This window comes from Coleofasciculus sp. D1-CHI-01 (assembly GCF_040218875.1).
GTDB lineage: Bacteria > Cyanobacteriota > Cyanobacteriia > Cyanobacteriales > Coleofasciculaceae > Coleofasciculus.
Genome location: NZ_JAVJQP010000124.1, coordinates 1 through 16,667, shown reverse-complemented (window position 1 = coordinate 16,667; position 16,667 = coordinate 1). Strand labels below are relative to the sequence as shown.

10 protein-coding genes and 2 pseudogenes are annotated in these 16,667 nt (G+C 44.8%); 7 read left to right on the top strand and 5 right to left on the bottom strand.

Going from position 1 to position 16,667, the window contains the following annotated elements; all coding sequences use genetic code 11:
* Positions 1–214 precede the first annotated feature (214 nt).
* A complete protein-coding gene (locus RIB93_RS22135; protein WP_446375675.1) occupies positions 215–1,861 on the bottom strand; it encodes a CocE/NonD family hydrolase in 1,647 nt (548 codons plus the stop codon).
* A 50-nt stretch (positions 1,862–1,911) separates the two neighbouring features.
* Here RIB93_RS22135 and RIB93_RS22130 point away from each other — a divergent pair.
* Positions 1,912–2,211, top strand: a pseudogene (locus RIB93_RS22130) (ThuA domain-containing protein); the annotation flags it as partial.
* A 271-nt stretch (positions 2,212–2,482) separates the two neighbouring features.
* Here RIB93_RS22130 and RIB93_RS22125 read toward each other — a convergent pair.
* Together RIB93_RS22125 and RIB93_RS22120 are read right to left on the bottom strand one after the other, a co-directional pair.
* Positions 2,483–2,935, bottom strand: a complete 453-nt coding sequence (locus RIB93_RS22125; protein WP_446375711.1) for a cupin domain-containing protein — start codon at positions 2,933–2,935, stop codon at positions 2,483–2,485.
* Between the two features lie 135 nt (positions 2,936–3,070).
* The gene (locus RIB93_RS22120) at positions 3,071–3,841 is read right to left on the bottom strand and encodes a cysteine hydrolase family protein (protein ID WP_446375673.1); all 771 of its coding nucleotides are present in this window, start codon (positions 3,839–3,841) and stop codon (positions 3,071–3,073) included.
* A 111-nt stretch (positions 3,842–3,952) separates the two neighbouring features.
* Here RIB93_RS22120 and RIB93_RS22115 point away from each other — a divergent pair.
* Positions 3,953–4,357, top strand: a pseudogene (locus tag RIB93_RS22115) (Uma2 family endonuclease); the annotation flags it as partial.
* A gap of 279 nt (positions 4,358–4,636) precedes the next feature.
* Here RIB93_RS22115 and glmS read toward each other — a convergent pair.
* Complete coding sequence (glmS, locus tag RIB93_RS22110) at positions 4,637–6,589, bottom strand: glutamine--fructose-6-phosphate transaminase (isomerizing) (RefSeq protein WP_446375671.1); 1,953 nt, start codon at positions 6,587–6,589, stop codon at positions 4,637–4,639.
* A gap of 270 nt (positions 6,590–6,859) precedes the next feature.
* Complete coding sequence (psaC, locus tag RIB93_RS22105; protein WP_071777200.1) at positions 6,860–7,105, bottom strand: photosystem I iron-sulfur center protein PsaC; 246 nt, start codon at positions 7,103–7,105, stop codon at positions 6,860–6,862.
* 436 nt (positions 7,106–7,541) lie between these two features.
* Here psaC and RIB93_RS22100 point away from each other — a divergent pair, with 436 nt between their 5' ends.
* From RIB93_RS22100 to RIB93_RS22080, 5 genes are all read left to right on the top strand, one after another.
* Positions 7,542–7,847, top strand: coding sequence for a DUF3288 family protein (locus RIB93_RS22100; RefSeq protein WP_446375669.1), 306 nt, complete (start codon positions 7,542–7,544; stop codon positions 7,845–7,847).
* 317 nt (positions 7,848–8,164) lie between these two features.
* Positions 8,165–9,577 carry a CHAT domain-containing protein gene (locus tag RIB93_RS22095; protein ID WP_446375667.1) on the top strand — a complete coding sequence of 471 codons (1,413 nt, stop codon included), beginning with the start codon at positions 8,165–8,167 and terminating at the stop codon, positions 9,575–9,577.
* 732 nt (positions 9,578–10,309) lie between these two features.
* The gene (locus RIB93_RS22090; protein WP_446375665.1) at positions 10,310–11,773 is read left to right on the top strand and encodes a VMAP-C domain-containing protein; all 1,464 of its coding nucleotides are present in this window, start codon (positions 10,310–10,312) and stop codon (positions 11,771–11,773) included.
* A 20-nt stretch (positions 11,774–11,793) separates the two neighbouring features.
* A complete protein-coding gene (locus tag RIB93_RS22085) occupies positions 11,794–12,948 on the top strand; it encodes an AAA family ATPase (protein WP_446375663.1) in 1,155 nt (384 codons plus the stop codon).
* Positions 12,949–13,275: 327 nt separating this feature from the next.
* A complete protein-coding gene (locus tag RIB93_RS22080; RefSeq protein WP_446375661.1) occupies positions 13,276–16,272 on the top strand; it encodes an SAV_2336 N-terminal domain-related protein in 2,997 nt (998 codons plus the stop codon).
* Positions 16,273–16,667: the final 395 nt, after the last annotated feature.

The window sequence follows — 16,667 nt, the reverse complement described above, 5'->3', positions numbered from 1 at the left end:
AATTTTTATCATTCCCTTCGCTACGCTTATTGAGTACATTTTTGGCTCATTGAGGTATAATATATATCGATTTTGTTTGAGTATTTATACTCTCTCTAGCTCCAAAAGAGGGAAAAGGTTAATACCGTTTTAGCTTTGAAATTGTCGAATCCTTGTTGAGTGGTTAGTTTAGCCTTTTCGTCGCCTCAATCAAACCCAATCCTATAAGATAAACTTAAGCGACTGGTAACAAAACTTTTGATGTCAAGTTTCCACCACAATTCACCGTAAGTGTAATGAGTTGAGCCTCCATCAAGGACATTGCAGTAGACGATACGCCTGTTCCCGGATTCACGGGATACGCTGGAAAACAAGCAGCGCTTAGACTCAGACGTAATGCGTTTCCTGTGGCAATTTTTATACAAGTTGGCTGGAGTTCAATCCTAACGGGTGTTGTTTCTTGACCCAGACTTACAGTCGCATACCCCTGAGTGAAATTATAAACGATTCCATTAGAAAAGACTTCCGATAACACGGCACAGAGATCAAAGCTTGATTGATTAGCATGGCAGAAAACCTCTACCGCGACATCCCCCATTAGATATAAATCGTCAGCAAATGGTGCTGAAGTATACGTTAAAACATCAGTGCGGCTATCAATAGTAGAACGATCAAAGGAACCCGCAGGTATTGCTGCATGACCACCTAAGGCAGGAACCGGACGCCAGGGATCATGAACAAAAACATCAGTTGCAGCCGATAAGACGGACAATGGATCAGATAATTCAGATTGGGGGATAAGAGTCCCAGAATCGTCTCGCACACTAGCTAAACCCGTGCTGGAAAGACAATAGGATTTTTGATTATCTGACAACCACATATCAAAATAACGCCATTGATTACTGCCCATTTCAAATAAATAGACAGGCGGTTTGTCCAACAATCCGCTATCAATCCCCTTAAGAAACTGGTCAAACCAACGCACTTGTAACCTATCCACAGGACTTACCGCCTCTGTGCCAAAATCTCTTGCCCCAACTTTCCGTCCCCAAGGCAGATGCGCCCAAGGTCCGACAATCAAATGCTGGGGAAAGTTACTCCGATTTGCCATTTCTTTATAGAGGCGCAGATTACCCCGGAGATACGGATCAAACCAACCGCCAATATGTAGCATCGGCAAATCCACACCGTCGAGGTTAGGTGAGAATTTTTGCCAATAATCTCCGGGTTCAGGATGATTTAGCCATTCATAGTAAAACGAATTCGGCGCATATTTGCTTAAAGTCTCAATAAATTTGGATGATGAATTATAAAATGGCAAATCGCGAGAAGCAGTATAGAGAATTTGATAGGCAATAGCATCACCCTTTAATCGGGCAGTTTCGGCGGCTAATTGTACTGCCCAGCCTAAATTGATTTGTAAACAAAATGCCCCATTTTCATACGCCCAATCTGCATATAAATCATACGCCATCATCGCCGGACAAATGGTTTTCAACGCGGGCATATTTGCCGATGCTGCATACAGTTGAGTCATCCCCTGATAGGAAAAGCCATACATGCCCACCTGTCCATTGCTACCCGGTAACTGTGACACCCAGTTAACGGTATCAATGCCATCAGCAACTTCGTGGACAAATAGCTGAAACTCTCCCCCTGATGTTCCCCGTCCCCGCACATCCTGAATCACGACGATATACCCCTGGGCAGCATACCAAGTGGGATGGGCATAGACTACCGTAGACGCGATCGCTTTCCCGTAAGGTTGTCGCATCAGGAGTACGGGCAAGTCTGTATCAGTATCGGGATAGTAAATATCAGCATCTAGATGAATTCCATCGCGGGTTAACATTGATGCTGTTTGTTTATGAATTTTTTTCATTTTTCATTTGTTATTGGCATAATAAAAAAAAAGAATGGTTTATTTATAATATGACAGCCAAGCCTCGCGTTACCGTCTGGAATGAGTATCAAGTGGAAAAACAACAACCTGACGTTGCCAAGATTTATCCTGATGGAATTCATCACGCGATCGCGCAACATTTGCAATCCTCAGGATTAACGGTTAAAACTGCTACATTAGACCAACCTGATCATGGATTAACTGATGCCATCCTTAACCAGACAGATGTTTTAATCTGGTGGGGACACATTGCCCATGACCAAGTACAAGACACTATTGTCGATAAAGTCCATCAGCGCGTTTTGTCTGGCATGGGTCTAATTGTATTGCGCGTTATTACCAATTCCGTGTATTGGGCAAGTCCTTTAAATTAGTTGATTGTTAATTGTTGAACTCGCCGCTTTGTTCGAGGACAGGGTTTTCTGTAGGGGCGGGTTTAGGACATTTCGTTTCGCTATTGATGATAACCTTTATTCAAAACCCGCCCTGATTCTGGGTTTTAATCTCTTACAAATGAAAAATGACCAACGAATGATAATCTCCGCTGTTCACGTTTATTGTACCTACCTACTTATTTCCTATTTCCTATTTCCTATTTATTTAACACGGAACCACCGCATCAGTGCGTCCCAAGACGCGAAAATCTTCCTCATCCAAATTGACAGGTGTACCACTGCGAATCAGTTCAACAAAATCCTCATTGGGAACCATGAAACATAACGCATATAAACGACCTTGACCTGTATTTATAATTTCATGAATACCCGTTGGTGGCACTAATAAGCTATCTCCTGCCCGAAATGGCACATTTTTGCCATCACACCGGGCAATTCCCTCCCCTTTAAGGATAAAAAACATTTCTACAGCAATTTGATGACGATTAGGGGGAGTTTTGCCACCTTGATCAAAAATCTCCACACAAACGGTTAATGATGAATCCGCGATCGCCGGATCGAAGATAATGGCTAAACGGTTGCTATCCTGGGGACTAATGCGATAGGCTTGGTAGTCCTTGGGGGATTTAATAACGGGAATCATACACCGGGATTCCATAGGTAGTTTCTCCTGCAATTCGTCATTTGTCATTTGTCATTCGTCATTCGTTTTTGATGCAAACCGTTGATAGCTGCTAAATCTCCCCATTTTCTTTGTCTCCCCTGCCATTATGCCCTCTGTATTCTGAATTTTTTACGATTTTAAAGCTTTAAAAAGTAATTGAGAATCGCTGGTGAACCCAAAACACTGATTAACATTATAAATCGTCGCTTTAAAGCAGTAATCAGGAGATGTTGTTGCCGCACAATCTTTGAGTAGCACGCAATCATATCCCAGAAAATTAGCATCTTGTAATGTTGCCATGACACATTGATCAATGTTGACACCCGCCAAGAAAAGAGTGGTTTTGCCCATATTGCGTAAAATGCTGTCTAAGGGAGTATCCCAGAAACCACTCATGCGATATTTGTCAATATAAATATCTTCGGGTTCGTGGTTTAATCCATCTACAATTGCGGCTGCCCAACTATCTTTGGTTAGCACTTTTGCCCCATTTTTGGGCAAGGGATCACCGAGTCCAATTCCTGCACCTGTAGGATTGTAAACATGGCGCAATCCAGCACTAATATTAAGTAAGTCGGGACGATTTCCCCAGTTCACCCAAATCACAGGAACATTAACCTCTCGTAACTGGGGAAGCAAGGCTGTCAGAGGTTCGATTGGGCTGCGGGCTGGGGTTACGTCTACGCCAATATGGGCTAACCAGCCATCGGGATGACAGAAGTCATTTTGCATGTCGATGATGAGGATGGCAGATTTGACTAAATCCAGGCGCAGGCTTTTGGTTTCGGTGGTAAGGGTAATGGGGTGAGGGGTTAGGGAGGGGCGAGTCAAATCCGCGATCGCATCACTCACTCCCCAAGCATTGGGGGCTACACCTAATGTCCGTAACGGTTGATTCATGGCAGTAATGAATGATAGATATCCCAATAATTGTACTCAGTTTCGATCCACTCACAAGGGGTAATGGATAAGTCATCGCCCTAATGGTCTGATAAATTAGGATGGGAAGCAAATTACGATATCTATATCGGGGATGTACGGTTATGGATACCTCGTTATCGTCAGTACACCTATCCTGATGTGATGGTTATTGAAGGAGAACCGATTTACACAGGAACAGGGACAACGACGGTGATGAATCCCTCGTTGATTGTTGAGGTATTATCCAAATCGACGAAGAATTATGATTTAGGCGATAAGTTTATTTACTATCGGTCAATTCCGGAGTTTAAGGAATATATTTTGATTGACCAAACCAAATATCATCTGATGCAGTATGCCAAAAATCATGAGGGTCAATGGTTACTAAGTGATCAGGAATCAGCCGAGGCGGTTCTCAAATTACGTTCAATCGGGTTTCAGATCAATTTGAGCGATATTTATGAAAACGTCAATTTTGCCGATAGTGAGGAATAGAAGTATCGTGGCGAAATGTCGAAAGGGGGTAATAAATGCGGATTTGCTATAACAACCTGTAGGGGCGACCCGCTTGGTCTAATTAACAACACCAGTTCATCAATTAGGTCGGGTCGCCCTCTCCTCAACCGGAAAGAGGGCGGGTTTAATTAAGTTATCAGTTTTTGCTGGCATGTTATCGGTGAAACCCGCCCCTACAGACGTGCCAGGATACGTCTCGACATCTGTATAATAAGCTGTTCGGCATTTCTTTTTACTCTAGAACATAAGATTTTGCATTTATTCCACCGTGACTGATTTTGCCAAATTCCTAGGCTGATCCACATCTAAACCCCGCCGCGCCGCAATATGATATGCCAAAAGTTGTAAAGGCATTACTGCCAAAATTGGAGACAATAATTCCTCCACCACTGGCACCGATAATAAAATATCAAAGGTTTGAGCCGCTTCTGGATCATGCATGGGTGTCACCCCAATTAATCGCGCATCTCGCGCCTTGGCTTCTTGGGCATTAGATAGCACCTTTTCATACACAGTACCCGGCATCGCGATCGCAACCACGGGAACTTTAGAATCCAATAGGGCAATGGGTCCGTGTTTCATCTCCCCTGCTGGATACCCTTCAGCGTGAATATAGCTGACTTCCTTCAGCTTCAACGCCCCTTCTAAAGCGATGGGGAAATTAATCCCCCGCCCCAAAAAGATGAAATCTTGGGTTTCGGCAAACTCATGGGCTAATTCTTCCAGATAATGTTCCTGACGCGATAACACCAACTCAATCTGGGAGGGAAGTTGACGCAACCCAGCAATAATTTCGGCAATCCGTGACGGGGGTAGGGTTTGGCGTTGATAGGCTAAATCCAGAGCTAAACAGTAAAATACCACTAATTGAGTGACAAAGGTTTTCGTTGCCGCAACACCAATTTCCATTCCCGCAAACGTCTCAATAATATGCGGGACTAAATGTGCCAGAGAACTCTCGGAACGATTGGTAATCCCCACCAGTCGCGGCTGATATTCTTGTCCTAAACCAGTACGCCGTCGTTTTTCCATCTCCAACGCCGCTAAGGTATCAGCAGTTTCTCCCGATTGAGTGACGCCAATGGTGAGGGTATTACGGGTCAAGGGTGAGGGGGCATAGCGGAATTCTGAGGCATATTGTACCATCGTGGGAATTCCAGCGAGTTGTTCGATCAGGTATTTCCCGACAAGACTGGCGTGCCAACTGGTACCACATGCCAATATCTGGACGTGTTCTAAGTTTTCATACAACGACTCAGGAAGTCCCAATTGTATTGGCGTGGTTATGGATGGGGTGTCTCCGGCGACTGGGTTTTGATCAGGTATTGGACTACTGCTATCATTTTCTCCTGCTGACCAATCACTGCTAATATAAGCTTCTAAACAGGTTCGCACGACGCCTGGTTGCTCAAAAATTTCTTTGAGCATGAAATGACGGAATCCCTGTTTTTCGACTTGTACGGGATTCCAATTGAGGGTACGGGGAAATTTGCGAAGACGTTCCCCAGCAAAGTTATAGACTTCTGCCCCTAGGGGGGTTAACCGTGCCAGTTCTCCATTCTCTAGGTTCAATACCGCATGGGTGTGGGGGACGAGGGCGGGAGTATCGGAGGCGCAGAAAAATTCCCCTTGACCAAATCCTAAGATCAAAGGAGCCTGTTGTCGTGCGACAATCAGTTCATCGGGATAGTCGGCACAAACAATCGCGATCGCAAACGCCCCATGGAGTTGATTCACCGCTTGGCGCACGGCGTCTAGGAAGGCATTCGGGTGTTGAATATCTGGGGTTGAGGGTTCGGGGAGAAACTCGGCAATTAGGTGGGGAATCACTTCGGTATCGGTATCAGAACGGAATTCATGTCCCCGTTTTTTCAAGTCTTCCCGTAATTCCCGATAGTTTTCCACGATGCCATTTTGCACCACCGCCACGCGCTGATGGGTGTCGGTATGGGGATGGGCATTATATTCTTCAGGTTTCCCGTGAGTTGCCCAACGGGTATGTCCAATCCCGAGTCGGGCTTGGTTGTCGGTACGTTCCAGTTTTTCTCGTAAATTGTAGAGTTTGCCTTTAGCGCGAACGCACTGAATCTCTCCTTCCCAAACGGTGGCAATTCCGGCAGAATCATAACCTCGATATTCGAGTCGTTCTAACCCTGCCATTAAAATATCTGTTGCTGGTTGCGTGCCAATATAACCAACGATTCCACACATTGAACCGCTCCCTCCTCAAACATGATGCCTTCAACATCTTATGCGATATAGGCTAGAGGGCAACCCATGGGAACGTCAAGAATCATTAAAACGTTATTTATTCAGAGGGACACCATGTCGTGTCCCTACTAAATTTGCCTTTTTGTATTCAAATTTACTGAAAAATTGGCAATTTTTCGTAGAGATACAGAAGCATTACCATGCAAGCGACAGCTCGAATACCAATGCCCCTGTATCCCTACAATGATATAGATTGGTTTCAAAACACCGTTAGTAGGCAAGACCCATACTGCGGGTGGTTTCAGCGCCAAGATAAACCCGAACGCTCAAGAAATCGGTCGGACAAGCGGTTTCGCAGCGCTTGCAACCGATACAATCTTCAGTACGTGGAGACGAGGCAATCTGACTAGCTTTACAGCCATCCCAGGGTACCATCTCCAACACATCGAGGGGACAAGCCCGTACACATTGGGTGCAACCGATGCAAGTGTCGTAAATTTTGACGCTATGAGACATAGAATAACGACTCCAAACGAGAATTATCGGTGATTGATTTAGATATCCTCCCCACGCTAACCCTAATTAGGGATAGTCAGGGATTCTAATGGCATACTGTTTACCTGATGACTCAGGTAAGGTGGTCACAGTCCCAACTTTTGACAAGCCGCCGTTATCCCTTATTCAAGTTAACGGTAGGTTCTGTGACAGTACGCAATCTATTATTGCAGATGGATCTGCTCACACACGGGCGATCGCTCTTGGCGTCTAATCAACGATTATGACAAGAGTATTCTCGCTGATCGCAGTAAGACAGACTACAGATTAAGGCTTAGTGTACCGCAGCACTCTCATCTGTTTGAGGATTAAGTTACATAACTTCAAACTCTGTAACATTTGCGGGTAACTTAAAGCGGACACTTAAAGAATAACGGCAAAAAAGTCAAGTACAATTATGTCATCAATCTTAGAAAACAAAGACCAACAACATCCCCAAGAAAAGAGCGATCGCGCCCTAGTGGATCGTCTCTTGGAAGTCTCAGCCAATCCGACGGAGTACCAGTTGACGGAATTGGCGCGACTACGGATTCGTTATTCTCGGTTTCCTGGCGCTAGGAGGATTCAACAGGGGCTCGAACGGATTCTCCAGCAGTGGAGTTTAACAGAAGACGAGTTATTTGAGTTAACCCGTCAAATCCACAGCCAGGGTTATGTTTACAAGCAACCTAAATCCGTCGAGACTCCAGATGACTGGACTTAAGTAGCATAGCACTCTCTAATTTGCTTTTTTGGCTCGCCCAAACCCTTGATATACCGTAGGGTGGGCAATGCCCACCAGCCCTAATTCAGTGCCATTAGAGTTAAGTCGGTGGACACAATAAAAGTTAACAGTAGAGAGTTGTCCGGACAATTTTTGCTGCCAAGAGTATGGTGATTTTGTTAGTCTACTTATCTAGCGAAGCAAGACTCCATGACAAATCGAAACCTGACACCACCGAATCTTGAGGAAGTGGAACAGAGATTTTGCGGTGGGTCAAAAAGAAGCCTGGATTGGTGAAAATAAGATAATACTGCCTCATGGATAAAATTGAGTCAATTTATCAGATTTGTGTCCCGAATGAAACGTCGGTTAGGGTGACATTATACAGTCCAGCGTTTGAAGTTTTGAATGAAGCGACGGGCAGGTTGCGGCTGGATAGGTTGAATCAGCGTGTTCAAGATTGTCTTGCTGATTCGTCTCGGTTAACGGGGGAGTCAATTCAACGAGTCGGTGAGGCGTTATTTGAGGCGTTATTTGACAATCAACTCCGGGAGGATTTCTGGCAAACCTATCGAAAGATTGTGATTCAAACGCAGCAACGGTTACAGGTTAGTCTAGAGATAAATGAAACGGCAATGCCGGAATTAATGGCGTATCCCTGGGAATTATTGCGTTTTCCCCAACGGTATCAACGGGGAGAAATTCTATTGGCGACTGATCCGAATTTGAGTTGGGTTCGGAGTCGGTATAACGTGAATAAAGAGGAGAAGCCAGCGATTCAGGTAGGGGCAAATGAATCTCTTAAAATTGCTTTAGTTGTGGCTATTCCGACTGCCGATTCTCAGTTGAGTCAGGTTGACTATCAGGAAGTTCAAGGTTATTTAACTCGGCTTGCCAATCAACAGGATAAGATTCAACTTTTACCCGTAATTAATCCTGCGACATCGCGAAAAGTTGCGGAACAATTACGCCATAATCAACCGGATATCTTTCACTTTATTGGTCATGGTCAATTAATATCAGAAAATGGCAAGGACGTTGGACAAGTGGCATTGGTGAGAGATTCGGGGGAACCGGATTGGAAAACGGCTGATTTTTTTAGCCGACTATTTACTCAGTATCGTCCTAAAATTGTTATTTTACAAGCTTGTGAGACAGGAAAATCATCAGAGACGGATGGGTTTAGTAGCGTGGCGTCTCGTTTAATGCTGCAAGGAATTCCTGTGGTTATCGCGATGCAGTATCAAGTGTCTAATCATACGGTTAGTGGTTTTGTCAAAGATGTTTATGGGGAAATTGTTAAGGGGAAGTCTGTGGATTTTGCTGTACAGCAGGCGCGGTTTAATATTGCTCTGGATAATGGTTATGAACAGATAGATTTTGCGATTCCGGTGATTTATATGAATGCGGTTGATGGATGTTTATGGGGAAAAGGGGGGTTAGGAGAAGGTGAGCAAAAGAGTGCGGTGTTGGTTAAGTTGACTGATGAATTGAGGAAGAGGTTGCGGGATGAAGTTGAAACGGTGTTGAGTGAAGATCAGGTGAAAAGTATTTTCCTGGAAAATGAAGGGACGTTTGGCAGTAATTTTTATAATCAGATTCCGGGCGGTGATTATCGAACGCGAGTGATTCGCTTAATTCGAGAGTTGGAGAATCGAGGTTATTTGTCAGCATTTATCGCTGTTGTTAGAGAGGATTATCAGAATTTTGCACGGGATGTTCTCGGTTAAATTGGGCGTAGGTAAGCTGTTATGGGTGTTAAATTAAGTAATAACCCCCTCTCCCCCAGCCCCTCTCCCAACCCCCCTCATTCCCCCCTGCGAGGAGGGAAGACAAAGGATGCTTCGCTTTTTTTGCACGGGAGAGGGGAGAAAGAAGCCCCTATAATTGGAGAAAAAAAACCCTATAATTGGAGGAATAAGCCCCTATAATTGGAGGAATAATTCCCTATAATTGGAGAAAGAAGCCCCTACAATGTAGGGTGCGTTAGCGCCGCGTAACGCACCTTTGTTAATATATCTGACTTTTCACGGCATATAATGATTTTGACCGAACGTCTTTGCTAGTCAGGTATGGTATGTAAAGGTGTAGGGGCGGGTTTCACTACTATTTCTTCGGTTGCACACAGATGCGACTAAACCCGCCCCGATACGCAGGTTTTTTGATTTCTCATGAAAAGTTAGAAGCCCCTACAATGTAGGGTGCGTTAGCGCTGCGTAACGCACCTTTGTTAATATATCTGACTTTTCACGATATATAATAATTTTGACCGAACGTCTTTGCTAGTCAGGTATGGTATGTAAAGATGTAGGGGCGGGTTTCACTATTATCTCTTCGGTTGCACCCAGATGCGACTAAACCCGCCCCGATACGCAGGTTTCGTGATTTCCCGTGGAAAGATAGGTTAATATATAAGGTAATGCTGCCTAGTTTCGATTGAGAGTGATGTTGATATCTTGAATATGAGTCTAACTGATCGGCAAAAGCAAAAAATTCGCCAAGATATTGAAGATGTACTCAGTGAAGATAAGTTCAAAAATATAGTCTTGGAAAATGAAGGGACGTTTGGCAAGAATTTTTACAATCAACTTCCAGGTGATGACTACCGAACTAGGCTGATTTACGCCATTAAGGAATTAGAGAACAGAGGGCTTTTCCAAGATTTTGTTAGACAAGTTGGTCAAGAGTATCCCAGAGTTGCAGCGAATTTCACTATTTATGAACAACTGTCAGCCCTCATTTTTATTCTGCAAGATGTAACTAGCGGTAAACAGGTTGAGCAATTTTTTGATTGCCATAATATTGAAGAGTTAGAGGAAAATTTGTTAGGCTTGATTGAGCGCGATCGCCTATTCTTCAATTGTCTTAATAATCCAAAAGATATGGGGTTATCTACCACCTGTCCTAGCTTAACCAATTTTGTCGAATCCTCTGTGATGAACCTGTTAACTCGCCCAGATATTCCGCCTGATCTAAACGATAGGTTAAAACGGTGGATTCAGCAGAACTATCCTACTCTTAATTGTCCCACTGAACAGCCATCCAATTCTATTCTCCACAGCTATATTTTAATCTTGGTTTATCCGCTGCTGGGTAAAACCCGAACTAAAAAGAAAACCTTTAACATCCAAGCTGAGTTTATCGAGGATTTCCCCAACACCCAAAATCAACCGATTGATTTAAATCCAGAGGACATGAAAACTGAGGGATACTTCGAGAAAGAGATCCCAGATGTGATTTATAACTTTATTCAACAAGCCAAAGATGACTACTTACACGCAAAAGTTTTACAGAATCAGCCATACAATTTGAAGATTGAATTATTTCTGCCCACTGAACTCCTCAGTAAGCGGTTTGAATTCAAGCCTCCTCAAGTTTGGAAGAAAGATGATATCGCCCTCTGCGAGAAATATTCGGTGATGTTACGCTCGTTAAATCGACTGTTAAAACCCGATTGGCAGAATGCTTGTCTGATTAAATGGCAAAAAATGACCCAACTCAAACCCAATGATATCCGTGATTTTGATAAAGATAGGAACTTGTCCAGTTTATTATCCAATACATTAAAAAAGAAACAATTGGCATTAGAACTGGAACGATTTATCATTGTTAAACTGTGTTGTGACTTACCCCCTCGCAAAACTCAGGTATTTTTTGAGCTTTTATTGGCAAAGGGAATTCCGTTGTGTTTCTGGTTGAAAAATAAAGACCTTTGTCAGCCTGCTATAGACAGCTTGAATACATTAACCACGGCAGACTCGTTCTCTGATTTAGATACATTATCGGAAAAAATCCTAAACATTCGTAAGCAAGACTTGGCTCAACCGAATCGAGAGACGCTTTTGGGGTATAATTTATCCGTTCTCTGCGATAATACTGAGCGCAAGCCAGTTAATTTACCCAAGTTTAATCAACTGGCAAGCTAAATGGATTATAGGAGGGTAGTGTGACATCAAAAACGCATCCGGATGATTGGTATTTCTTTTATGGCGATGGACAAGAACATGGCTTTAAAATTGCCAATTTACCTCCGCCTCCTCCCTGGCGGCGATTTCGAGAAATTGACGATTCAGCCGAACTTGAAGATATCGAAGAACGCTGGCAAGCGGTGCAAGAATTAGCGGATGCTGAGGAAAATAAACAAGGAAAAGAAAAAGGGAGAAAATTTCGGCTGCATTCCCCTAAACCAGAGGATGAATCGATTGATAATGAATGGGAAGATGACATAAGTAAACCGCCAAAGGTGAATGTAGCGGATGCGGTGAATGCGGCGTTGTATTTACGGCGTCCCCTCTTGGTAACAGGAAATCCGGGTTCGGGAAAAACGTCTTTAGCTTATGCGATTGCTCATGAACTTAAATTAGGACCCGTCTTAACCTGGCTGATTACTACCCGTTCTACCTTACAAGATGGACTCTATCGGTATGACGCGATCGCACGACTCCAAGATTCCCAGCTTAATAAAGGTAAATCGCCGGATATTGGTCAGTATATTACCTTGGGTCCCGTGGGAACCGCTTTTTTACCCTCTCAGTATCCCAGAGTGTTATTGATTGATGAAATTGATAAAAGTGACATTAATTTACCTAACGAACTGTTGCACCTGTTTGAAGAAGGGAACTATGAGATTCCGGAATTAGTCCGTTGGGCAGATAAGTCGCCAACTCAGACGGATAATAGTAACCCTAAATCGGTACAAGTGCGAACTGAAGATGCGGGAATTAAAGCCTCGATTCGACGGGGAAGAGTTCATTGTTCTCAGTTTCCGATTATTATTATGACCAGTAACGCTGAACGAGAGTTTCCCCCGGCTTTTGTGCGTCGCTGTCTGCGGGTGAGAATGCCTGATCCGGATACAGCCGCTTTAAAAAGGATTATTGCGGCTCATTTCCAAGAGGAAACGGATGAGGCGAATTGGGAAAGGATGAAACAGATAACGGAGTCATTGATTGAAGCGTTTTTGGACAAGGATGAACAGGATCGGGCGACGGATCAATTACTTAATGCGATTTATATTAGAAATAACCTGAGTCCGGAAGCGTTTACGGAGGAGTTACAGGAATTGTTGTTGAATAGTTTGTCAGCGATTGATGAATTGTGATAGTCATTGGTCATTTGTCATTCGTCATTGGTCATTTGGAGCCAATCTAAAGGACAAGAGGGCGGGTTTTGTTGATAAGTTATCGGTATACCCGTCAGTTAAATGGTTAAACCCGCCCCTACAATTAGGATAGAATTTCTCAGACGTAGGGTGGGCATTGCCCACCTTACCCCTTATATCCAGAGACATGAGGCGACAAGAGGGCGGGTTTTGTTGATAAGTTATTGGTCTACCCGTCAGTTAAATGGCTAAACCCGCCCCTACAATTAGGATAGAATTTCTCCCTGTTGCCTGTTGCCTGTTGCCTCTTACCCTCTGCCTTCGGAAATGAAATTTGACCGATTAATCGCCCTATTAGAACAGGATTTAAACCTCACCGGGACAGAAATTGCTGAAATTCTCTGGCTGGCGGCACAACGCCGGAATTCTGCCTCAACTCAACCTCCAACTCCGGCTTCTACCCACGAACCTACCCCAGCCGAATCGCCTATTGTTGATTCAACCGTATCCTCTACACCATCATCCACCACAGTACCCGAATCGTCTCTTCCGACTATCCCCTCCCGAAACCAACCTGCTGTAGGAGTCTACGCCAAAACTGCTTCTCGTCACGATTCCTTAGAGATTGCCCTTCCCGATGTGGCGGCTATTCCTCACCCCCTGAAACTGGCACGGGCATTTCGCCCCTTGATGCAGCGTATTTCCTCTAGGGAAACCACGATTTTAGATGAAGTCGCCACGGTGGAATCGACTGCCGAATTAAACGGTATTGTAAGTCCTGTTCTCAAGCCTTTTCAAGAACTGAGATTTGATTTAGAGTTGGTGATTGATCAAAGCGACTCGATGATTTTCTGGCGACAGACAACTCAGGAATTAGAACAACTCTGCCAACACTATGGCATTTTTCGTCATGTCCGGACTTGGGGAATGGTAACGGATGAACAGGGAGAGATTCGCCTGAATAAAGGAATCGGTAAATATGCGTTGTCTCACCGTCTCTACCGTCCCCAAATACTTATTGATCCCAGTGGTCATCGGTTAATTTTAGTGGTTAGTGATTGCGTTGGCGAGAGGTGGCGCAATGGGAAAGCCGTCTCAATTCTAGACACCTGGGGAAACCAGAATGTTGTCGCCATTGTTCAGATGTTACCCACTCGGATGTGGTGGCGAACGGGATTAAGTGGGGGGATAATGGTACAACTGGATAGTCGGTGTCAAGCGGCTGTGGCAAATCGAAATCTGGCAATTACGGAACTTGTATTTGGCGAGGATTTTGAGGGGGAACAGGGCGTTAAAGTGCCTGTATTCAGTTTAGAACCTGACCTGGCTCAAACCTGGAGTGAAATGGTGGTGGGGAAGGGAACCGTTGGGGCGACTGGATTTGTGTTTCCGCCAACGTCACAGAGGAGAGGAAATCCGACAGATGACAAGGCTCAACCTTCACAACAAGCTGGCTTATCATATCATCCAGAAACATCAGACCTAACCCCCCAACCCCCTTCCCAACCCCCCTCGTTCCCCCCTGCGAGGGGGGAGGACAGAGGAGGCTTCGCTTTTCTTGCACGGAAGGGGGAGAATTCAAAGAATGGCGAGAATTCAGAAAATAGCGAGAATTCAAAGCCTCTCTCCTCGCAGGAGAGAGGTTTGGAGAGAGGTTTCCCAGAACGGTATTATGACTTCCGCTTATCTTCCTCCCCCATGGCGCGAGAATTGGCGAGTTTGCTGGCGGCTGCACCTGTGGTGAATTTACCGATTGTGCGTTTAATTCGACGCACGCTACTGCGGGAACTTCAACCGGTTCATGTTGCGGAAGTGTTTCTGGGGGGAATCTTACACCCCCAAGGTTTAATTACGCCAGAGACGAACCCAGATGAGATTCAGTATCGGTTTATTGGCGATGCATCAACAGATGAGTCGGAGACAATCCGCAGCCTGTTTCTGAAGGATTCTCCCACAGCCAAGTCTGTGCAGATTGTTACGGTGATTTCTCGCTATTTTGCCCAACGACTGGGTAAAAATCTCAAGCAGTTTTATGGATTGTTGAAGCAGCCAGACGCTTTAAAACAGGTGCAAAGGGAAACGCTTAAGGAGTTTGAGCCAGAGCATTTTGCTGAGATTACTACCCATATTTTGAAACAATTGGGGGGAGCTTATGTGCGTTTAGCCGAGGAAATTGAAGCGGGATGGCAGGGTGAATCGGTGGAGGCGACGCCGAGAGTCACTCAACAACAGTCACAGTCGTCCTCTGCTGGGTTTCCATCACTGGATACTAGGGAACTTGAATTATTTTCCTTTGAGACGGTTTTTGTTAACCGCAAGGGTGAGATTAGTAGACGGGAAACCCGCACGGCGCGATATTTCAGGGAACAACTTGCTCGAACAGAGGAGGAAGACATTACTCTAGATATGGTCGCTATCCCTGGCGGTTCGTTTCTGATGGGTTCGCCAGCAGGAGAAGGAAGTGACGACGAACACCCTCAACACGAAGTTACGGTGCCATCCTTCTTTATGAGCAAAACGCCGATTACTCAGGCACAATGGCGTATAATCGCGTCTCGCACGGATTTGAAGGTAAACCGTGATCTTGACCCTGATCCGGCTTATTTTAAGGATGATCCTGATCCCCAAACCTTACCCAACTATCGCTCAAGCGATACAGTCCCCACGCGCTGGGATAGACCTGTTGAGCGAGTCTCCTGGTATGATGCAGTAGAATTTTGCGCCCGACTCTCCCAACTCACCGGACGGGAATACAGACTGCCCTCTGAAGCCGAATGGGAATATGCTTGTCGAGCCGTTCTCCCGGATTCGTCATTGATGAGTGAATCGAGCCAAAATCCCACCTATTCTCCCTTTCACTTTAGCGAAACCTTAACGGATCAATTAGCTAATTACAGAGCCAGTTCTACCTATGCTGATGAAACTAAAGGACAATACCGACAACAAACCACTCCCGTGGGCAGTTTCTCCTCTAACGCCTTTGGTTTGTACGATATGCATGGGAATGTGTGGGAATGGTGTTTAGATGATTGGCATGAAAACTATGAAGGTGCGCCAACGGATGGTAGCGCATGGCTAGATAGGAAAAATTATCAACAAGAGACAAGCAAGGTAAATGCAAACGAAAAATCAAGGGGTTCAGGCGATTTTACCCTTCAAAACACTGATGAAAATAATGCTCAATCATACAAGGTACTGCGTGGCGGTTCCTGGCTCTACAACCCGTATAACTGCCGTGTGGCGGATCGCCTCAGCAACTACCCCGACGACCTCAGCATCATCAGCGGGTTTCGGGTAGTGTGCGTTTCCGGCAGGACTTTGTAGCCCTTTGCCCTTTTGCCCTTTTGCCCTCCTGACGGCGGATCGAAATTTTTGGCAAATATTAAGGTTGGGACAGGGCGGGTTTTGTAGAAAGGTTATGGGTGGGTATTGTTGAATTTGTCCCTAAACCCGCCCCTACGTTAGATTTTTTTCTCAATATCCAATTGATAGATTAACCGGAAATCGGACAAGAAAATCTAGATGATTTAAAAGCGCGATCGCACCCAAAAGGTGTAGGGGCGGGTTTAGGGATTAAATGAAATAACCCACCTCAAATTCAACAACGAAACCCGCCCTAATCACAACCTAAATTTTTCGGTTAACCTCAAACCCAATAACAAAACCCACCTGATTTTAAACCGCGATCGCTACCGGAAGATATCCGGGTAACATGGGAA

Coding starts and splice junctions, on each gene's coding strand:
- RIB93_RS22135 (WP_446375675.1), bottom strand. CDS start 1,861: ATGAAAAAAATTCATAAACAAACAGCATCAATGTTAACCCGCGATGGA.
- RIB93_RS22125 (WP_446375711.1), bottom strand. CDS start 2,935: ATGGAATCCCGGTGTATGATTCCCGTTATTAAATCCCCCAAGGACTAC.
- RIB93_RS22120 (WP_446375673.1), bottom strand. CDS start 3,841: ATGAATCAACCGTTACGGACATTAGGTGTAGCCCCCAATGCTTGGGGA.
- glmS (WP_446375671.1), bottom strand. CDS start 6,589: ATGTGTGGAATCGTTGGTTATATTGGCACGCAACCAGCAACAGATATT.
- psaC (WP_071777200.1), bottom strand. CDS start 7,105: ATGTCTCATAGCGTCAAAATTTACGACACTTGCATCGGTTGCACCCAA.
- RIB93_RS22100 (WP_446375669.1), top strand. CDS start 7,542: ATGTCATCAATCTTAGAAAACAAAGACCAACAACATCCCCAAGAAAAG.
- RIB93_RS22095 (WP_446375667.1), top strand. CDS start 8,165: ATGGATAAAATTGAGTCAATTTATCAGATTTGTGTCCCGAATGAAACG.
- RIB93_RS22090 (WP_446375665.1), top strand. CDS start 10,310: ATGAGTCTAACTGATCGGCAAAAGCAAAAAATTCGCCAAGATATTGAA.
- RIB93_RS22080 (WP_446375661.1), top strand. CDS start 13,276: ATGAAATTTGACCGATTAATCGCCCTATTAGAACAGGATTTAAACCTC.